This is a genomic window from Pseudomonas sp. R11-23-07, from assembly GCF_003852295.1.
Taxonomy (GTDB): domain Bacteria; phylum Pseudomonadota; class Gammaproteobacteria; order Pseudomonadales; family Pseudomonadaceae; genus Aquipseudomonas.
The window spans coordinates 5,400,593-5,414,361 of record NZ_CP027761.1; the positions used below are offsets into that span (position 1 = coordinate 5,400,593).

General features: G+C 59.7%; 13 protein-coding genes. 6 read left to right on the forward strand and 7 right to left on the reverse strand.

Features of this window, described 5'->3' with window-relative positions; translation table 11 throughout:
* Window positions 1-18: 18 nt before the first annotated feature.
* The 6 genes from C4J84_RS24855 to argE all read right to left on the reverse strand — a co-directional run bounded on the left by C4J84_RS24855 (window position 19) and on the right by argE (window position 7,488).
* Window positions 19-987 (reverse strand): sulfonate ABC transporter substrate-binding protein, encoded by a 969-nt coding sequence (locus tag C4J84_RS24855; protein WP_124364876.1) that lies wholly within the window; start codon window positions 985-987, stop codon window positions 19-21.
* Between the two features lie 93 nt (window positions 988-1,080).
* Window positions 1,081-1,674 (reverse strand): NADPH-dependent FMN reductase, encoded by a 594-nt coding sequence (ssuE, locus tag C4J84_RS24860; protein ID WP_124364877.1) that lies wholly within the window; start codon window positions 1,672-1,674, stop codon window positions 1,081-1,083.
* 307 nt (window positions 1,675-1,981) lie between these two features.
* Window positions 1,982-2,620: a peroxiredoxin gene (locus tag C4J84_RS24865; RefSeq protein WP_015886425.1), complete on the reverse strand. Its 639-nt coding sequence runs from the start codon at window positions 2,618-2,620 to the stop codon at window positions 1,982-1,984.
* A 271-nt stretch (window positions 2,621-2,891) separates the two neighbouring features.
* On the reverse strand, window positions 2,892-4,265 hold the full coding sequence (locus C4J84_RS24870) for an OprD family porin (RefSeq protein ID WP_124372217.1): 1,374 nt from the start codon (window positions 4,263-4,265) through the stop codon (window positions 2,892-2,894).
* 639 nt (window positions 4,266-4,904) lie between these two features.
* Window positions 4,905-6,203, reverse strand: coding sequence for an amino-acid N-acetyltransferase (argA, locus tag C4J84_RS24875; RefSeq protein ID WP_124436241.1), 1,299 nt, complete (start codon window positions 6,201-6,203; stop codon window positions 4,905-4,907).
* 136 nt (window positions 6,204-6,339) lie between these two features.
* Window positions 6,340-7,488, reverse strand: a complete 1,149-nt coding sequence (argE, locus tag C4J84_RS24880) for an acetylornithine deacetylase (RefSeq protein ID WP_124372218.1) — start codon at window positions 7,486-7,488, stop codon at window positions 6,340-6,342.
* A 157-nt stretch (window positions 7,489-7,645) separates the two neighbouring features.
* On the opposite strand from argE, the gene C4J84_RS24885 reads away from it, so the two are divergent.
* Window positions 7,646-9,013 carry an inorganic triphosphatase gene (locus tag C4J84_RS24885; protein WP_124372219.1) on the forward strand — a complete coding sequence of 456 codons (1,368 nt, stop codon included), beginning with the start codon at window positions 7,646-7,648 and terminating at the stop codon, window positions 9,011-9,013.
* Between the two features lie 102 nt (window positions 9,014-9,115).
* On the opposite strand, the gene C4J84_RS24890 is transcribed toward C4J84_RS24885, so the two are convergent.
* A complete protein-coding gene (locus C4J84_RS24890; RefSeq protein ID WP_124364881.1) occupies window positions 9,116-9,586 on the reverse strand; it encodes an Lrp/AsnC family transcriptional regulator in 471 nt (156 codons plus the stop codon).
* A gap of 127 nt (window positions 9,587-9,713) precedes the next feature.
* Here C4J84_RS24890 and C4J84_RS24895 point away from each other — a divergent pair, with 127 nt between their 5' ends.
* The 5 genes from C4J84_RS24895 to C4J84_RS24915 all read left to right on the forward strand — a co-directional run bounded on the left by C4J84_RS24895 (window position 9,714) and on the right by C4J84_RS24915 (window position 13,657).
* Window positions 9,714-10,052, forward strand: a complete 339-nt coding sequence (locus tag C4J84_RS24895) for a hypothetical protein (RefSeq protein WP_124372220.1) — start codon at window positions 9,714-9,716, stop codon at window positions 10,050-10,052.
* A gap of 81 nt (window positions 10,053-10,133) precedes the next feature.
* A complete protein-coding gene (locus C4J84_RS24900; protein WP_124372221.1) occupies window positions 10,134-11,819 on the forward strand; it encodes a GspE/PulE family protein in 1,686 nt (561 codons plus the stop codon).
* A 77-nt stretch (window positions 11,820-11,896) separates the two neighbouring features.
* Window positions 11,897-12,817, forward strand: a complete 921-nt coding sequence (locus C4J84_RS24905; protein ID WP_124372222.1) for an SPFH domain-containing protein — start codon at window positions 11,897-11,899, stop codon at window positions 12,815-12,817.
* Window positions 12,818-12,827: 10 nt separating this feature from the next.
* Complete coding sequence (locus tag C4J84_RS24910; RefSeq protein ID WP_124372223.1) at window positions 12,828-13,274, forward strand: NfeD family protein; 447 nt, start codon at window positions 12,828-12,830, stop codon at window positions 13,272-13,274.
* Between the two features lie 68 nt (window positions 13,275-13,342).
* Window positions 13,343-13,657, forward strand: coding sequence for a DUF2388 domain-containing protein (locus tag C4J84_RS24915; RefSeq protein ID WP_124364886.1), 315 nt, complete (start codon window positions 13,343-13,345; stop codon window positions 13,655-13,657).
* Window positions 13,658-13,769: the final 112 nt, after the last annotated feature.

Below are 13,769 nucleotides of genomic sequence, written 5' to 3' on the forward strand. Positions count from 1 at the left end.
TCTCCTGAAGAAGTCGGATTACGGCGCTTTGGCAACCGAGGCGGGTGGGGTCCAGATCACGTCCTTGATGCTCAAGGGCTTGGGAATCAATTTGAGCTGGTAGAAGCTGTCGGCGATTTTCTGCTGGGCCGCGACCACTTCGGGCGTCAGGAACAGCGCCCCGTAGCCCTGGCGTTTCACCGAGGTCAGGGTGATATCAGCGGGCAGGCCGAGCAACGGCGCGACCTGGTCCGTCACTTCCTGCGGGTTGGCCTTGGACCATTCGCCCACGGCGCGCACTTCTTCCACCAGCGCCTTGATCACTTCTGGGTGCTGTTCGGCGTAGGGCTTGGTCGCCAGGTAAAACTGGTGGTTGTCGGCGATGCCGGTGCCGTCGCGCAGGGTGCGCGCTTGCAGTTGTTTCTCGGCGGCGGCCTGGTACGGGTCCCAGATCACCCAGGCGTCCACACTGCCGCGTTCGAAGGCGGCGCGGGCATCGGCGGGCGGCAGGAACACGGTTTTCACGTCGGTGTAGGCAAGGCCGGCGTCTTCCAGCGCACGAACCAGCAGGTAGTGCACGTTGGAGCCTTTGTTCAGCACGATCTTCTTGCCCTTGAGCTCGGCCACCGTTTTGATCGTCGAATCCTTGGGTACCAGGATCGCTTCACTGGTCGGCGCGGGCGGCTCGTAGGCCACGTAAAGCAGATCCGCACCGGCGGCCTGGGCGAACACGGGTGGGGTTTCGCCGGTGACGCCAAAGTCGATGGAGCCGACGTTCAGGCCCTCGAGTAATTGCGGGCCACCGGGGAATTCGGTCCATTGCACCTGCACGCCCTGGGCTGCCAGGCGTTTCTCCAGGGTGCCCTTGGCCTTGAGCAGCACCAGCGTGCCGTATTTCTGGTAACCGATGCGCAGGGTTTCTGCGGCGTGGGCTTGAACGATGGCGCCGAAGGACACAGCCGCAGCAAACAGTGCGACCAGACCGCGACGCAAAATGACAGTGCGCATGGCGCTCTCCAAATGTGCGATTAGGGTATTGGCGGCACCTGCTTGGCCGTTGGCGGCTGAGTAAGGTGAGTGTTTCCAGATGTCGGGTAAGGCTTAAATGCTCCAGCGAGCACTCAACAGGCGTTCATTGAGTACATGCGGGTCGAGCGGTTTCGGGCGGCGGGCCATGGCGCTGTAAAACTGCTCCAGAGCTTCGTGCAAGCGCTGTTCGAGCACGGGCACCAATTGCGCCTGGGCACTGCCTTCGCCGTAGGCGATCTGGCTGTCTTCGGCAAAGATCCCATGGAGCAATTCCTGCGCTTTGAGCGCCGACAGCACGGGCTTGAGGGCGTAATCCACCGCCAGCATGTGCGCGATGCTGCCGCCGGTGGCCATCGGCAAGACCACCTTGTGGGCCAGGGCGCGCTCGGGCAGCAGGTCGAGTACGGTCTTCAAGGCACCGGAGAACGACGCCTTGTACACCGGCGTGGCGATCACCAGACCATCGGCATTCGCCACTTGCTGCAACAGGTCGATGACCTTGGGGCTGTCGAACCGTGCGTGCAGCAGGTCTTCAGCCGGAAAGTCGCGGATCTGGTAACTCACCACTTCCACGCCCTGGTCCTGCAGCCATTGACGGGTTTTCTCCAGCAAGACCCCGGAGCGGGAACGCTGACTGGGACTGCCTCCAAGTGTTACGACCAGCATGCAAGTATTCCTTGAGCAAGTGTCGGCGGTTCGCTGTGTGGCGATGGCGCCAAGATGGAACAGACCTTAGCAGTAGATTTATATATCTTTAAATCTTATTTATTCATTTGTTTATTCCATAAAAACATATGAGATAAACAGATCGCCAGGCGAAAAAAAAGGCCGTCGAAACGGCCTGAAAAACCCCTGCTATGTGAACGGTGAAAATGTGGGAGGGGGCTTGCTCCCGATAGCGGTCTTTCAGTAACAAGTGCATTGACTGACCCACCGCAATCGGGAGCAAGCCCCCTCCCACATGGGTCCTGTGTTAACGATTGGGTTGCGGGGTAAGCCGCAGGTATGGCTTCACTGCCCTATAGCCCTTGGGAAAGCGTTTCTTGATCTCTTCCTCGTCCTTGAGCGACGGCACGATCACCACCTCATCACCGTCCTGCCAATTGGCGGGAGTGGCGACCTTATGGTTGTCGGTCAGCTGCAGCGAGTCGATCACCCGCAGGATTTCGTGGAAGTTACGGCCGGTGCTGGCCGGGTAGGTAATGGTCAGGCGGATTTTCTTGTTCGGGTCGATCACAAACAGGGAGCGCACAGTGAGGGTGTCACTGGCGTTGGGATGGATCAGGTCGTAGAGGTCCGAGACCTTGCGGTCGGCATCGGCCAGGATCGGGAAATTGACGACGGTGTTCTGGGTTTCGTTGATGTCTTCGATCCACTTGTGGTGCGAGTCCACCGGGTCAACCGACAAAGCGATGGCCTTGACGCCTCGCTGGGCGAATTCATCCTTGAGTTTGGCGGTGAAGCCCAGTTCGGTGGTGCACACCGGGGTAAAGTCCGCCGGGTGAGAGAACAGCACACCCCAGCTATCACCCAGCCATTCGTGGAAACGAATCTTGCCGGCGCTGGAATCCTGTTCGAAGTCGGGGGCGATGTCGCCCAGTCTTAGGCTCATGGTGGGGCTCCTGATGAGTGCTTATGGAGCCCACTGTGCAGGGTTTGGGAGGATTTTAAAAAGAATAAATATCGATTTATCTAGACGATAAAAGAATATAAAAATCTGTTCATTGGACTTGGGAGCGGACGAGGATCAACATCGTTTTCAAGGTTCGAGAAGGCCTTGAGACGCTGTACCAAGAGGGACTTCAGGAAGGGCTTGCGGGGGTTGAGCCCGACTTGAAAGCAACAACCTTGCCCGGCATTGCGCCGGGCAAGGCTTTAAGCAGTTACTTGAACGCGTAGGTGTAGCTGACGATTACACGGTTTTCGTCCTGATCGCGCGCGGCAGCAACATCGTTGCGCCACATAGCGTTTTTCCAGGCAACGCCGACGTTCTTGAACACGCCTTCTGGAACAACGTACGCAACCGTAATGTCACGTTCCCACTCGGACTGGCCGGTGAACTCGGCACGGCTACCGTTGACGGTATCGATGTCGGTGCCTTTGAGGTACACGACACCGGCGGTCAAGCCAGGCACGCCAACCTTGGCGAAGTCGTAGGAGTAGCGAGCTTGCCAGGTACGTTCGCCAGCACGGGCGAACTTGGCGATTTGCATGTCAGTGGTCAGGTAAGCCGACGAGCCGTCACCCTGGTTCAACCAAGGGAAGTCGCTGCTGCCGTTGCTGACCTGGTAACCACCACCGAAGGTGTGACCGGCAACGGTGTACAGGAACAGGCCGCTGTACAGGTTGTTATCGACCTTGCCACGACCGGAGTTCACGCCGCTGTAGTTGCCCGAGGAGAAGTAAGCCGACTCGTGGCCGTTCTTGCCGTCATCCGAGCTGTTGAAATAACGCAGGTCAGACTTCAGTACGCCAGGACCGATGGCCCAGTTATGGGTCAGGCCCAGGAAGTGCTGCTTGTAGAAGTCTTCCAGATTGCCGTAGTAGTACTGGGCAGTCAGGTCCTTGGTGATCTTGTAGTCACCACCGGCGTAGTAGAATTTGTTGCTGTCGCGCCAGCTTGCACCACGGGAGTTGGCACCGGCGATCGACAGGTTGTCGACGTTGCTGGAGTTACGGCCCTTGGCTTTTTCGATCTGACCGGCAACCAGCGTCAGGTCTTTGTAGACATCGTTACTGGTGATCTGGCCACCCTGGAAGGTCTGCGGCAGCAGACGACCGTCGTTGGTCACGATGACCGGCAGCTTTGGCTGCAGCGTACCCAGCTTCAGTTCAGTCTGGGAGATCTTGGCTTTGGCAGTCAGGCCCAGGCTCGAGTAGTTATCAACGGCTTCGCCATTGGACTTGCTCGGGAACACGGTGCCACCGTAGGAGCTCGCCGTGGCGCCGTTGGTGCCGCCGCCGGAGTCCAGGCGAACACCCAGCAGGCCGATAGCGTCGAGACCGAAGCCTACGGTGCCTTGGGTGTAACCGGAGATGAAGCGCAGGTCGAAGCCCTGGCCCCATTCTTCCTGCTTGTTTTGCACACCGGCACGCTTGTTGGCTGCAGTGCCAGCGGCCGAATCGCGGTTGTCGGTGTTGATGTAGAAGTTACGCAGACCCAGCGTTACTTTACTGTCTTCGATGAAACCGGCAGCGCCTGCTTGCTGGGCGATGGCGCCCAAAGCTACAGCCACAGCCAAGGTGGACTTCTTCATGTACCGCTCCTCTCATTTCTAATTTTTGTATTTCTTTGGTCTCGGGTCTGACGCCCTCGATCCACAGATGCGCGATTAGCGCCAGATAGTGACTACCAAGTCAATCGCAACCTTATGTGTCTACTACCTTCGTCTAATCGCAGTTGATTTGGTCCCTGCAGGGTAATGAGTTTTTCATACACCCAAAAAGAATTGTTTCATTCTTTTTCATACGATTCAGGAATAAGCGCATTCACGCATCGGGCTGGTCAGGCTAGACAGACCATCCCACGAGCTAATTCCTAAAGGGTATTTATCAGCACTTTTTTAGATCGCTTAATGTTGACGTTCTGCTGCATACGTCACCCACGATCAAAAAGGCGACGCCATCATGGCCAAAGGCACATCCTCCCGTCAATTTGTTACAGTTTTTGTATCGGGATTAGTTTCTTTTGATGTCAACGCGACGGCCTTTTTATCGTATCGGCACGAATGAAAGGTTCTGAAGCCTTGGGGAAGTTTTTGAAGGGGCAGGTCTCGAATGTGGGAGGGGGCTTGCTCCCGATTGCGGTCTGTCAGCGACTTATCAGTTAACTGACCCACTGCTATCGGGGGCAAGCCCCCTCCCACATTTGGTTAGGTAGTGTTGCTGGAGTGGGTTTACAAAGGCTTCTCGAAAATTTTCGAGTTGCGCTGATAGTTGTACAGCGACGCCCGCGCCGACGGCAGGCGGTCCACGCTGCTTGGTACAAAGCCGCGTTCACGGAACCAGTGGGCGGTGCGGGTGGTGAGGACAAACAAAGTCTTCAGGCCCTGGGCCCGGGCACGGGTCTCGATGCGCTCGATCAATACATCGCCGCGTGCGCCATGGCGGTATTCCGGGTTCACCGCCAGGCATGCCAGCTCACCCGCATCCGAATCGGCGATCTGATACAACGCCGCGCAGGCGATGATCATGCCTTCACGCTCGACCACGCTGAACTGCTCGATCTCACGCTCGAGCACTTCCCGGGAACGACGCACCAGAATGCCCTGCTCTTCCAGCGGGCTGATCAGGTCGAGCAAACCGCCGACGTCTTCAATCGCCGCTTCGCGCACCAGTTCGAATTGCTCCTGGGCGACCAGCGTACCGCCGCCGTCGCGGGTGAACAGTTCGGTGAGCAAGGCGCCGTCTTCGACGTAGCTGACAATATGGCTGCGCCCCACCCCACCACGACAGGCTTCGGCGGCGGCATCGAGCAGCTCGGCCTGATAGTTGCTGCCCAGGCGCTGCAGGTGCGCCGGCACTTGCTGCGGACGCAACTCACGCACCAGTCGGCCGTTTTCATCGATCAGGCCCAGGTCGGCACCAAACAGCAGCAATTTGTCGGCGCCCAGGTCGATGGCGGCACGGGTGGCAACGTCTTCGCAGGCCAGGTTGAAAATCTCACCGGTGGGCGAATAACCCAACGGCGACAGCAGTACGATGGAGCGCTCGTCCAGCAGCCGGTTGATGCCCTTGCGGTCGACCCGGCGCACTTCGCCAGTGTGGTGATAGTCCACGCCTTCGAGCACACCAATTGGCCGCGCGGTCACCAGGTTGCCGCTGGCCACCCGCAGGCGCGAGCCCTGCATGGGCGATGATGCCATGTCCATGGACAAGCGCGCTTCGATGGCAATACGCAACTGCCCCACCGCGTCGATCACGCACTCGAGCGTCGCCGCATCGGTAATGCGCAAACCTTCGTGATAAGCCGGGGTAAGGCCGCGCGCTTCAAGGCGCGCTTCAATTTGCGGACGCGAGCCGTGCACCAGCACCAGTCGCACACCCAGGCTGTGCAACAGCACCAGGTCGTGGACGATATTGCCGAAGTTCGGGTGTTCCACCCCATCGCCAGGCAGCATGACCACAAAGGTGCAGTCGCGGTGGGCATTGATGTAGGGCGAAGCGTGACGAAGCCAATTAACGTAGTCGGGCATAACACCTGGGCCTGTAATAAAAAGCAGCCAAAAAAGGATCAATCGTGAAAGCGCACAGCGGGCTGATGGTTATCGTCGGAACAGGCTTGGCGACACGCTCACTCTCCTTTCTATGTACGAACAGGCAGGGGTTAATTTATGCAGGTTTCAGGCAGTAATGTTCGATCAGTTCCCGCAATAGACGCACTGTAGGCGTCAAGCGTGACATTTCGAGGTATTCACCCGGCTGGTGCGCACAGGCGATATCGCCAGGGCCGAGCACCAGGGTTTCGCAACCAAGGCGCTGAAGATAAGGCGCTTCGGTGCCGAACGCCACTGCTTCGGCACGGTGGCCGGTCAAACGTTCCGCCACCCTCACCAACTCGGCGTCTTCCGGCTGCTCGAAGGGCGGTACTTCCGGGAACAGCGGCGCGTAATCGATCCTGACCTTATGCCGCTCGGCCAGGGGCTCGAGTTTTTGCCGGATGGCGGCGCGCAGCACCGCAGGGTCCATGCCCGGCAAGGGACGCAGGTCGAACTCCAGGGAGCATTGGCCACAGATGCGGTTGGGGTTGTCGCCGCCATGGATGCAGCCGAAGTTCAGGGTCGGCTGCGGCACGCTGAACTGCGGGTTGCGGTATTCGCGCTGCCAGGCAAGGCGCAGGCCGCGCAGTTCGCCGATGGCGTCGTGCATGGCTTCAAGGGCGCTGTGACCAAGGCTTGGGTCCGACGAATGGCCGCTGCGGCCAAGAATGTCGATGCGCTCCATCATCACGCCTTTGTGCAGGCGGACCGGCTTGAGGCCGGTCGGTTCGCCGATCACCGCCGCCCGGCCCAATGGCCGCCCCGCCTCGGCCAGTGCGCGGGCACCGGACATCGAGCTTTCTTCATCGCAGGTGGCGAGGATCAGCAGCGGTTGCTTGAACGGTTGGTCCAGCAGCGGCAGCACCGCTTCAATCGCCAGCGCAAAAAAACCCTTCATGTCGCAACTGCCCAATCCTACCCAGCGGCCGTCGACTTCTGTCAGCTTGAGCGGGTCGGTTTCCCACAGTGCCGCGTCGTAGGGCACCGTGTCGCTATGGCCAGCCAGCACCAGGCCACCGGGGCCACTGCCGAAACTTGCCAACAGGTTGAACTTGCCAGGGCTGACCTGCTGGATGTCGATGGAGAAGCCCAGGTCGCCCAGCCAGGTGGCGAGCAGGTCGATCACCGGGCGATTGGTCTGGTCCAGCGACGCTTGAGTGCAACTGACCGACGGCGCGGCAATCAACGCGGCGAACTGCTCTTTCATGGACGGTAACGGCATGCGCGGTCTCCAACTTCCCGGATGAACCCCACTATAGAGCCATCTGCACGACACAATAAACCGTTGCGGCACGTTGCCGGGCTCAGTCCTGTACACTGCACGACCTTGGCAGCCACACTTTTCCCCGGCTGCGCTCCCGATCCTGGATTTTCCGGCCATGCAGAAAGAAACCGAAATCAAGCTCCGTGTCAGCCGCGAAACACTCGCCGCGCTGCGTGAGCACCCGCTACTGAAAAAACGCAACAAAAGTGGCTGGGAACGCCGTGAGTTGATGAATCAGTACTTCGACACCCCCGAGCGCGACCTGGCCCAGGCCAAGGTGGCCCTGCGCTTGCGCAAGGACGGTGACAGCATCATCCAGACCCTCAAGACCCGTGGCCAGAGCGTCGCCGGTTTGTCGGAACGTAACGAATACAACTGGGACCTGCCCAAGGCCAAGCTCGACGTGAAGAAACTCGACGGCGAATGCTGGCCCGAGCAACTGGCCGAGCTGGACAAAAAGACCCTCAAGCCGATCTTCACCACCGACTTCGTGCGCGAGCGCGCCGAAATCGCCTGGGGTCGCGGCAAGGCCAAGGTAGTGATCGAAGCCGCCCTGGACCTGGGCCACGTGGTGGTCGGCAAGCAGAAGGAAGAAATCTGCGAGCTGGAACTGGAACTGCGCGAAGGCGAACCGGCCGCCCTGCTGGAACTGGCCGCCGAACTGGCCGCGACCCTGGCGCTGATGCCCTGTGACATCAGCAAGGCCGAACGTGGCTATCGCCTGTACGACGCCAGCAGCTATTCCTTGAGCCTGCCGGCACCGCAGATCCACGCCGAAATGCCGCTGGACGATGCCTTCGCCGCAATCATGTGGCACTTGCTGGGCAGCAGCCAGCGCCTGGCCGAGCAATATCGCTTCAATGGCCACTGGCGCTTGCTGCAGGACTGGGTCGAGACCCTCGGTGAATTGCGCGCGCTGATCGGCAGTCTCGGCCAAGCCGCGCCGCGTCAATCCACCAGCGAATTGCGCAGTGTCCTGGATGCGTTGCTGGAAGACTGGCGCCCGCTGGTCCAGGCCGGTGACGACGATGAAGACATCCGCAAAGCCGCGCCGGAGCAGTTCGTTGAAGAGCTGCAGGACGTGCGCTGGGGCCTGTTCTCCCTGAACACCTCGCGCTGGCTGCTGGCCCGCACCTGGACCGCCGAGCGTAACGTGCGCGGCAACCGCCAGGGCGCTGCGCAAATCACCAACTGGCTACCGCGCCTGCTGGCCGACGACGCCGTTGCCCTGCAACTGCCGCGCTACCAGCAACAGCCGGAAGACCTGGCCGAGCAACTGCCGCGTATCGAGCGCATCCAGGCCTGGCTGCACCATGCCCGTCAGGTGGTGGATATTCCGGAACTGGACCGTTTGTACGGCGAACTGAACAAGCTGGCGCACCTGGCTAACCAACCGATCACCGATGAGTCGCTGGACGCGCGGATGCACCAGGCGATTGCGGTTTATCAGAATCGTGCCTGGAAGATGCTTCTGCGTCTGTGATATCGCCATCGGGGGCAAGCCCCCTCCCACATATAACTGCATTCCAAAGTAGGAACTCGGTCAACTGTGGGAGGGGGCTTGCTCCCGATAGGGCCGGACCTGCTAGCGCAATACTGGCAGGCTGGTTGTGGATTTTATTTCCGACAACGCCACAATCGAATTAACCTCCTGAATCCCCGGCACCATCGACAACTTGTCGAAGAAAAACCGCTCGTACGCCTCGATGTCCGACGCAACAATACGCAATAGAAAATCCACCGCGCCCATCAGCACATAACACTCCAGCACTTCCGGAAAGCCACGAATCGCCTCGGTAAACTCGGTGAAGTTGGACCGACCGTGGGCGTTGAGTTTGACCTCGGCGAAAATCTGCGTGTTGAGGCCGATTTTCTTGCGGTCCAGCAAGGTGACCTGGCCACGGATCACGCCATCCTCCTTGAGCCGCTGAATACGCCGCCAGCATGGTGACTGCGAGAGGCCGACCTGCTCGGCGATCTGTGCGCTGGAGAGCGAAGCGTCCTCTTGGAGCAGGGCCAGGATACGACGGTCATAAGCGTCCAGTTCGCTTTGCATAGAAATACCTTATAAGTTGATTACGCTGAATTGATTGATTCGATTATCTGCCAATCTGTTCGATTTTAGATAAGAAATCTCAGCCGCTGCGTGTAAAAATTTCTTCAGTCGAATTTGGAGAATCAGCATGCACGCCGTCGAAACCGCTCACTCTGTTACCCGCGCCGATGCATGGGCCGTCGATAGCCTTCACTGCGAGGCGCATTATCGGATCGTCGCGGAGGCGGAGCCGGACGTGCTGTGTCGGGTGTTGAATTACTTCGCGCTGCAATTTCTCACGCCCAGTCAGGTGAGCGTGAACAGGGAAGACGACCTGCTGCGCATCGACATCATGATGGGCGGCCTGAGCTGGCACCGCGCCCAGGTGATCGGTGAAAAGATTCGAAACCTGATCAGCGTGTGTTCCCTGGAGCTGCGGCCGGCTGACTGCGCGCGGCTTCAAGCCGTGGCCGCAACGTCGCGGTAAAAACCTGCAATACACGCACAAGGAGGATTTTCAGAAGCTGGCTAGCCTGGAATTACACCCGACGCCCACCAGGAAACCCTCATGTCCGCCGCCCTGCCAGATCGCCCCCTGGAACTGCATCCGTTGCTGCCTGCATTGCTCGAGCAGGAGCTGATCACGGCGGAGATGGCGCAACGGCTGTCGTCCGCGCCCACCAGCGCCCAGCATCCCCTGGAGCGTATCGCCGCCGAAGGGCCGTGCCTGGAAACGTTAACCCAATGGCTGGCCCGGCAGGTCGAGCAACCTTACCTGCGCATTGATCCGCTGAAGATCGACGTCGCGACGGTGGTGCCGTTGATGTCCCATGCCTTTGCCCAGCGCCACGCCATCCTCGCAGTCGCCGTGGATGCGCGTAGCGTCACGATCGCCAGCGCTCAACCCCATGTCAGCGGCTGGGAGGCCGGGCTTTCCCAAGTACTCAAACGCACGGTCAAGCGCGTGGTGGCCAATCCCCAGGCGATCCAGCGCTGTATCAGCGAGTTCTATCGGTTGGCCAAATCGGTCAGTGGGGCCGATCAAAAAATGACAGCGCCCGGCAATGCCGACCTGCTCAACCTCGGCGCCAGCGATAAGGAGCCGCACGCCGATGACGCACATATCGTCAATATCGTCGACTGGCTGCTGCAGTACGCCTTTGGTCAGCGGGCGAGCGATATTCATATAGAGCCCTGCCGCGAACAGGGTCGTGTGCGCTTTCGCATCGATGGCCTGTTGCATGACGTCTACCAATTTCCGCCACAGGTCACCACCGCTGTCGTCAGCCGCCTGAAAAGCCTTGGCCGTATGAACGTGGCAGAGAAGCGCAAACCCCAGGATGGGCGCATCAAGATGAAAACCCCGGCGGGGGCTGAAGTGGAACTGCGCCTTTCGACCTTGCCCACCGCTTTTGGCGAGAAGCTGGTCATGCGCATTTTTGACCCCCAGGTGCTGCTCAAGGATTTCGACCAGCTGGGCTTGTCTGCCGAAGATCAACAGCGCTGGCAGGCCATGACCCGACAGGCCCACGGCATTATCCTGGTCACCGGCCCGACCGGCTCGGGCAAGACCAGCACGCTTTACGCCACCCTCAAGCAACTGGCGAGCCGGGAGGTCAACCTGTGCACCGTGGAGGACCCCATCGAGATGGTCGAACCGGCGTTCAACCAGATGCAGGTCCAGCACAACATCGACCTGACCTTCGCCAGCGGTATCCGCGCGTTACTGCGCCAGGACCCGGACATCATCATGATCGGCGAGATTCGCGACCGGGAAACCGCCGAAATGGCGATCCAGGCCGCGCTGACCGGGCACCTGGTGCTGTCGACCCTGCATACCAACGACGCGCCGAGCGCGATCAGCCGCTTGCAGGAACTGGGGATCGCTCATTATTTGATCAAGGCAACGCTGATAGGCGTCATGGCGCAACGCTTGGTGCGTGTGCTGTGCTCCCATTGCAAACGCGCCGTGGCCGACGCCTACGAAGCCGCCGGCTGCGTGGAATGCCGCGACAGTGGTTATCAGGGCAGAGCCGGGCTCTATGAGATCATGACGGTGGACGAAACCCTCAAGGCGCTGATCACCCCTGGCGCGGACGTGCAGGCCTTGCGCCGTGCGGCTCTCGGGCAAGGCATGCACAGCCTGCGCATGGCCGGCCTGCAAAAGGTGAAGGCCGGGCTGACGACGCTGGCGGAAGTCCTGAGGGTGACCCCTGGGGATTCAGAAACAAATCCTTTGTTTGTTGGGCACTGAAACCGTCCTTATCCGTGACGAGACCGTTACACTCGACCGAACGTCATGTCACCGACATCATCAGATAGGGAATCGTTATGCAGATCGGCACCGTACTGCTTCTTTTCGTGGGGTTGGCCATTGCCATCCTGTTCATGGGTTTCAAAGTGGTGCCCCAGGGCTACCAATGGACGGTCGAACGTTTTGGCCGCTATACCAACACCCTCAAGCCCGGCCTCAACATCATCATCCCGGTCATGGACCGCATCGGCCGCAAGATCAACGTGATGGAAAGCGTGCTGGATATTCCCCCCCAGGAAGTGATTACCGCCGACAACGCCACCGTGCAGATCGACGCCGTGTGCTTCTTCCAGGTGGTGAACACGGCCCAGGCCGCGTATGAGGTGAACAACCTCGAGCATGCCATCCGCAATTTGCTGCAAACCAATATCCGTACGGTGCTTGGCTCCATGGAGCTGGATGCGATGCTGAGCCAGCGCGACGGTATCAATGAAAAACTGCTGCGCACCGTCGACGAAGCCACGGCGCCGTGGGGCATCAAGATCACCCGTATCGAAATCAAGGACATCAGCCCGCCTGCCGACCTGATGGCGGCCATGTCCGGGCAGATGAAAGCCGAGCGGATCAAGCGTGCGCAGATCCTCGAAGCCGAAGGCCTGCGAGCCTCGGCGATCCTCACCGCCGAGGGCAAGAAGCAAGCGCAGATCCTCGAGGCCGAGGGTAGCCGCCAGGCCGCCTTCCTTGAGTCCGAAGCGCGTGAGCGCCAGGCCGAGGCTGAAGCCCGGGCGACCCAGGTGGTATCGGAAGCGATCGCATCCGGTAACGTGCAGGCGGTGAACTACTTCGTCGCGCAGAAATATATCGATGCCCTGGGCAAGCTGGCGTCGGCCAACAACAGCAAGGTGATCCTGATGCCGCTGGAAGCCAGCCAGGTGATCGGTGCCGTGGGCGGTATCGGCGAGATTGTCAGAGCGACTTTCGACAGCAAGAAAGGCTGAGGTCGCCATCATGTGGGATTTCCTGCAGCACCTTTCGTTCTGGGACTGGCTGGCGCTGGGCACCGTGTTGTTGATTCTCGAGGTGTTCGGCGCGGGAGGCTACCTGTTGTGGATGGGTATCGCCGCAGCCGCCGTGGGAGTGATCAAGTTTATCGTCCCGCCCCTGGGACTTGAGTGGCAACTGCTGCTGTTCGCCCTGTTGTCAATATTGACGGCCGTGTACTGGTGGAAACGCCAACGCAGCGGCGCCAAGGCCAGCGATCAACCCGGCTTGAATGAGCGCGGTTCAGAGTTGGTCGGACGCACCTTCGTGGTGCATCAGGCGATCGTGGATGGCAGGGGCAAGGTTAAAGTCGGCGATGGCGTATGGATGGTCACCGGTGCCGATGCGCCCGTAGGCGCTCAAGTGCGCGTGGTTGGCCAGGATGGGGTGGTTTTAAAGGTTGAAACTGTTTAGTCAGTGATGGAACTGGATCAGGTTAACTACAATCAAAATGTACAGATAACCCACCGGAGTCACCCATCATGCGTCTTAAATATGCTGTCGCAACCCTCGCTGTGCTCTCCCTCCCTGTCGGCTCAGCCATGGCCGATAGCTTCTGGCGTAATGTCATCTCGTCGGGTGCCACCACCGGCTCGACCTACCTGACCTTCAAGGACCACAAGCTGGTAGTCGCCGCCCAGGACGACGCCGGCAGCTTCGTCGCCAGCAACGGCGGCATTCGCGGCCCGTACCTGGAAGCGGCCATGCAGAAGGTCCGTGCTGATAACCCTGGCCTGCAAGCCACGGATATGGAACTGGCCAACGCCATCCTCGCGAAGAACGCTGTAACCGAGTAATACCTGCACGTTAAAAAATGCCGCTTTTTCAAGCGGCATTTTTTTGCCTGGAGCGTGACGAATCATTCACGGGCGACAGGCTATATTCAGTCGAGCCGTGCAACCATGCAGG

Coding starts and splice junctions, on each gene's coding strand:
- C4J84_RS24855 (WP_124364876.1), bottom strand. CDS start 987: ATGCGCACTGTCATTTTGCGTCGCGGTCTGGTCGCACTGTTTGCTGCG.
- ssuE (WP_124364877.1), bottom strand. CDS start 1,674: ATGCTGGTCGTAACACTTGGAGGCAGTCCCAGTCAGCGTTCCCGCTCC.
- C4J84_RS24865 (WP_015886425.1), bottom strand. CDS start 2,620: ATGAGCCTAAGACTGGGCGACATCGCCCCCGACTTCGAACAGGATTCC.
- C4J84_RS24870 (WP_124372217.1), bottom strand. CDS start 4,265: ATGAAGAAGTCCACCTTGGCTGTGGCTGTAGCTTTGGGCGCCATCGCC.
- argA (WP_124436241.1), bottom strand. CDS start 6,203: ATGCCCGACTACGTTAATTGGCTTCGTCACGCTTCGCCCTACATCAAT.
- argE (WP_124372218.1), bottom strand. CDS start 7,488: ATGCCGTTACCGTCCATGAAAGAGCAGTTCGCCGCGTTGATTGCCGCG.
- C4J84_RS24885 (WP_124372219.1), top strand. CDS start 7,646: ATGCAGAAAGAAACCGAAATCAAGCTCCGTGTCAGCCGCGAAACACTC.
- C4J84_RS24890 (WP_124364881.1), bottom strand. CDS start 9,586: ATGCAAAGCGAACTGGACGCTTATGACCGTCGTATCCTGGCCCTGCTC.
- C4J84_RS24895 (WP_124372220.1), top strand. CDS start 9,714: ATGCACGCCGTCGAAACCGCTCACTCTGTTACCCGCGCCGATGCATGG.
- C4J84_RS24900 (WP_124372221.1), top strand. CDS start 10,134: ATGTCCGCCGCCCTGCCAGATCGCCCCCTGGAACTGCATCCGTTGCTG.
- C4J84_RS24905 (WP_124372222.1), top strand. CDS start 11,897: ATGCAGATCGGCACCGTACTGCTTCTTTTCGTGGGGTTGGCCATTGCC.
- C4J84_RS24910 (WP_124372223.1), top strand. CDS start 12,828: ATGTGGGATTTCCTGCAGCACCTTTCGTTCTGGGACTGGCTGGCGCTG.
- C4J84_RS24915 (WP_124364886.1), top strand. CDS start 13,343: ATGCGTCTTAAATATGCTGTCGCAACCCTCGCTGTGCTCTCCCTCCCT.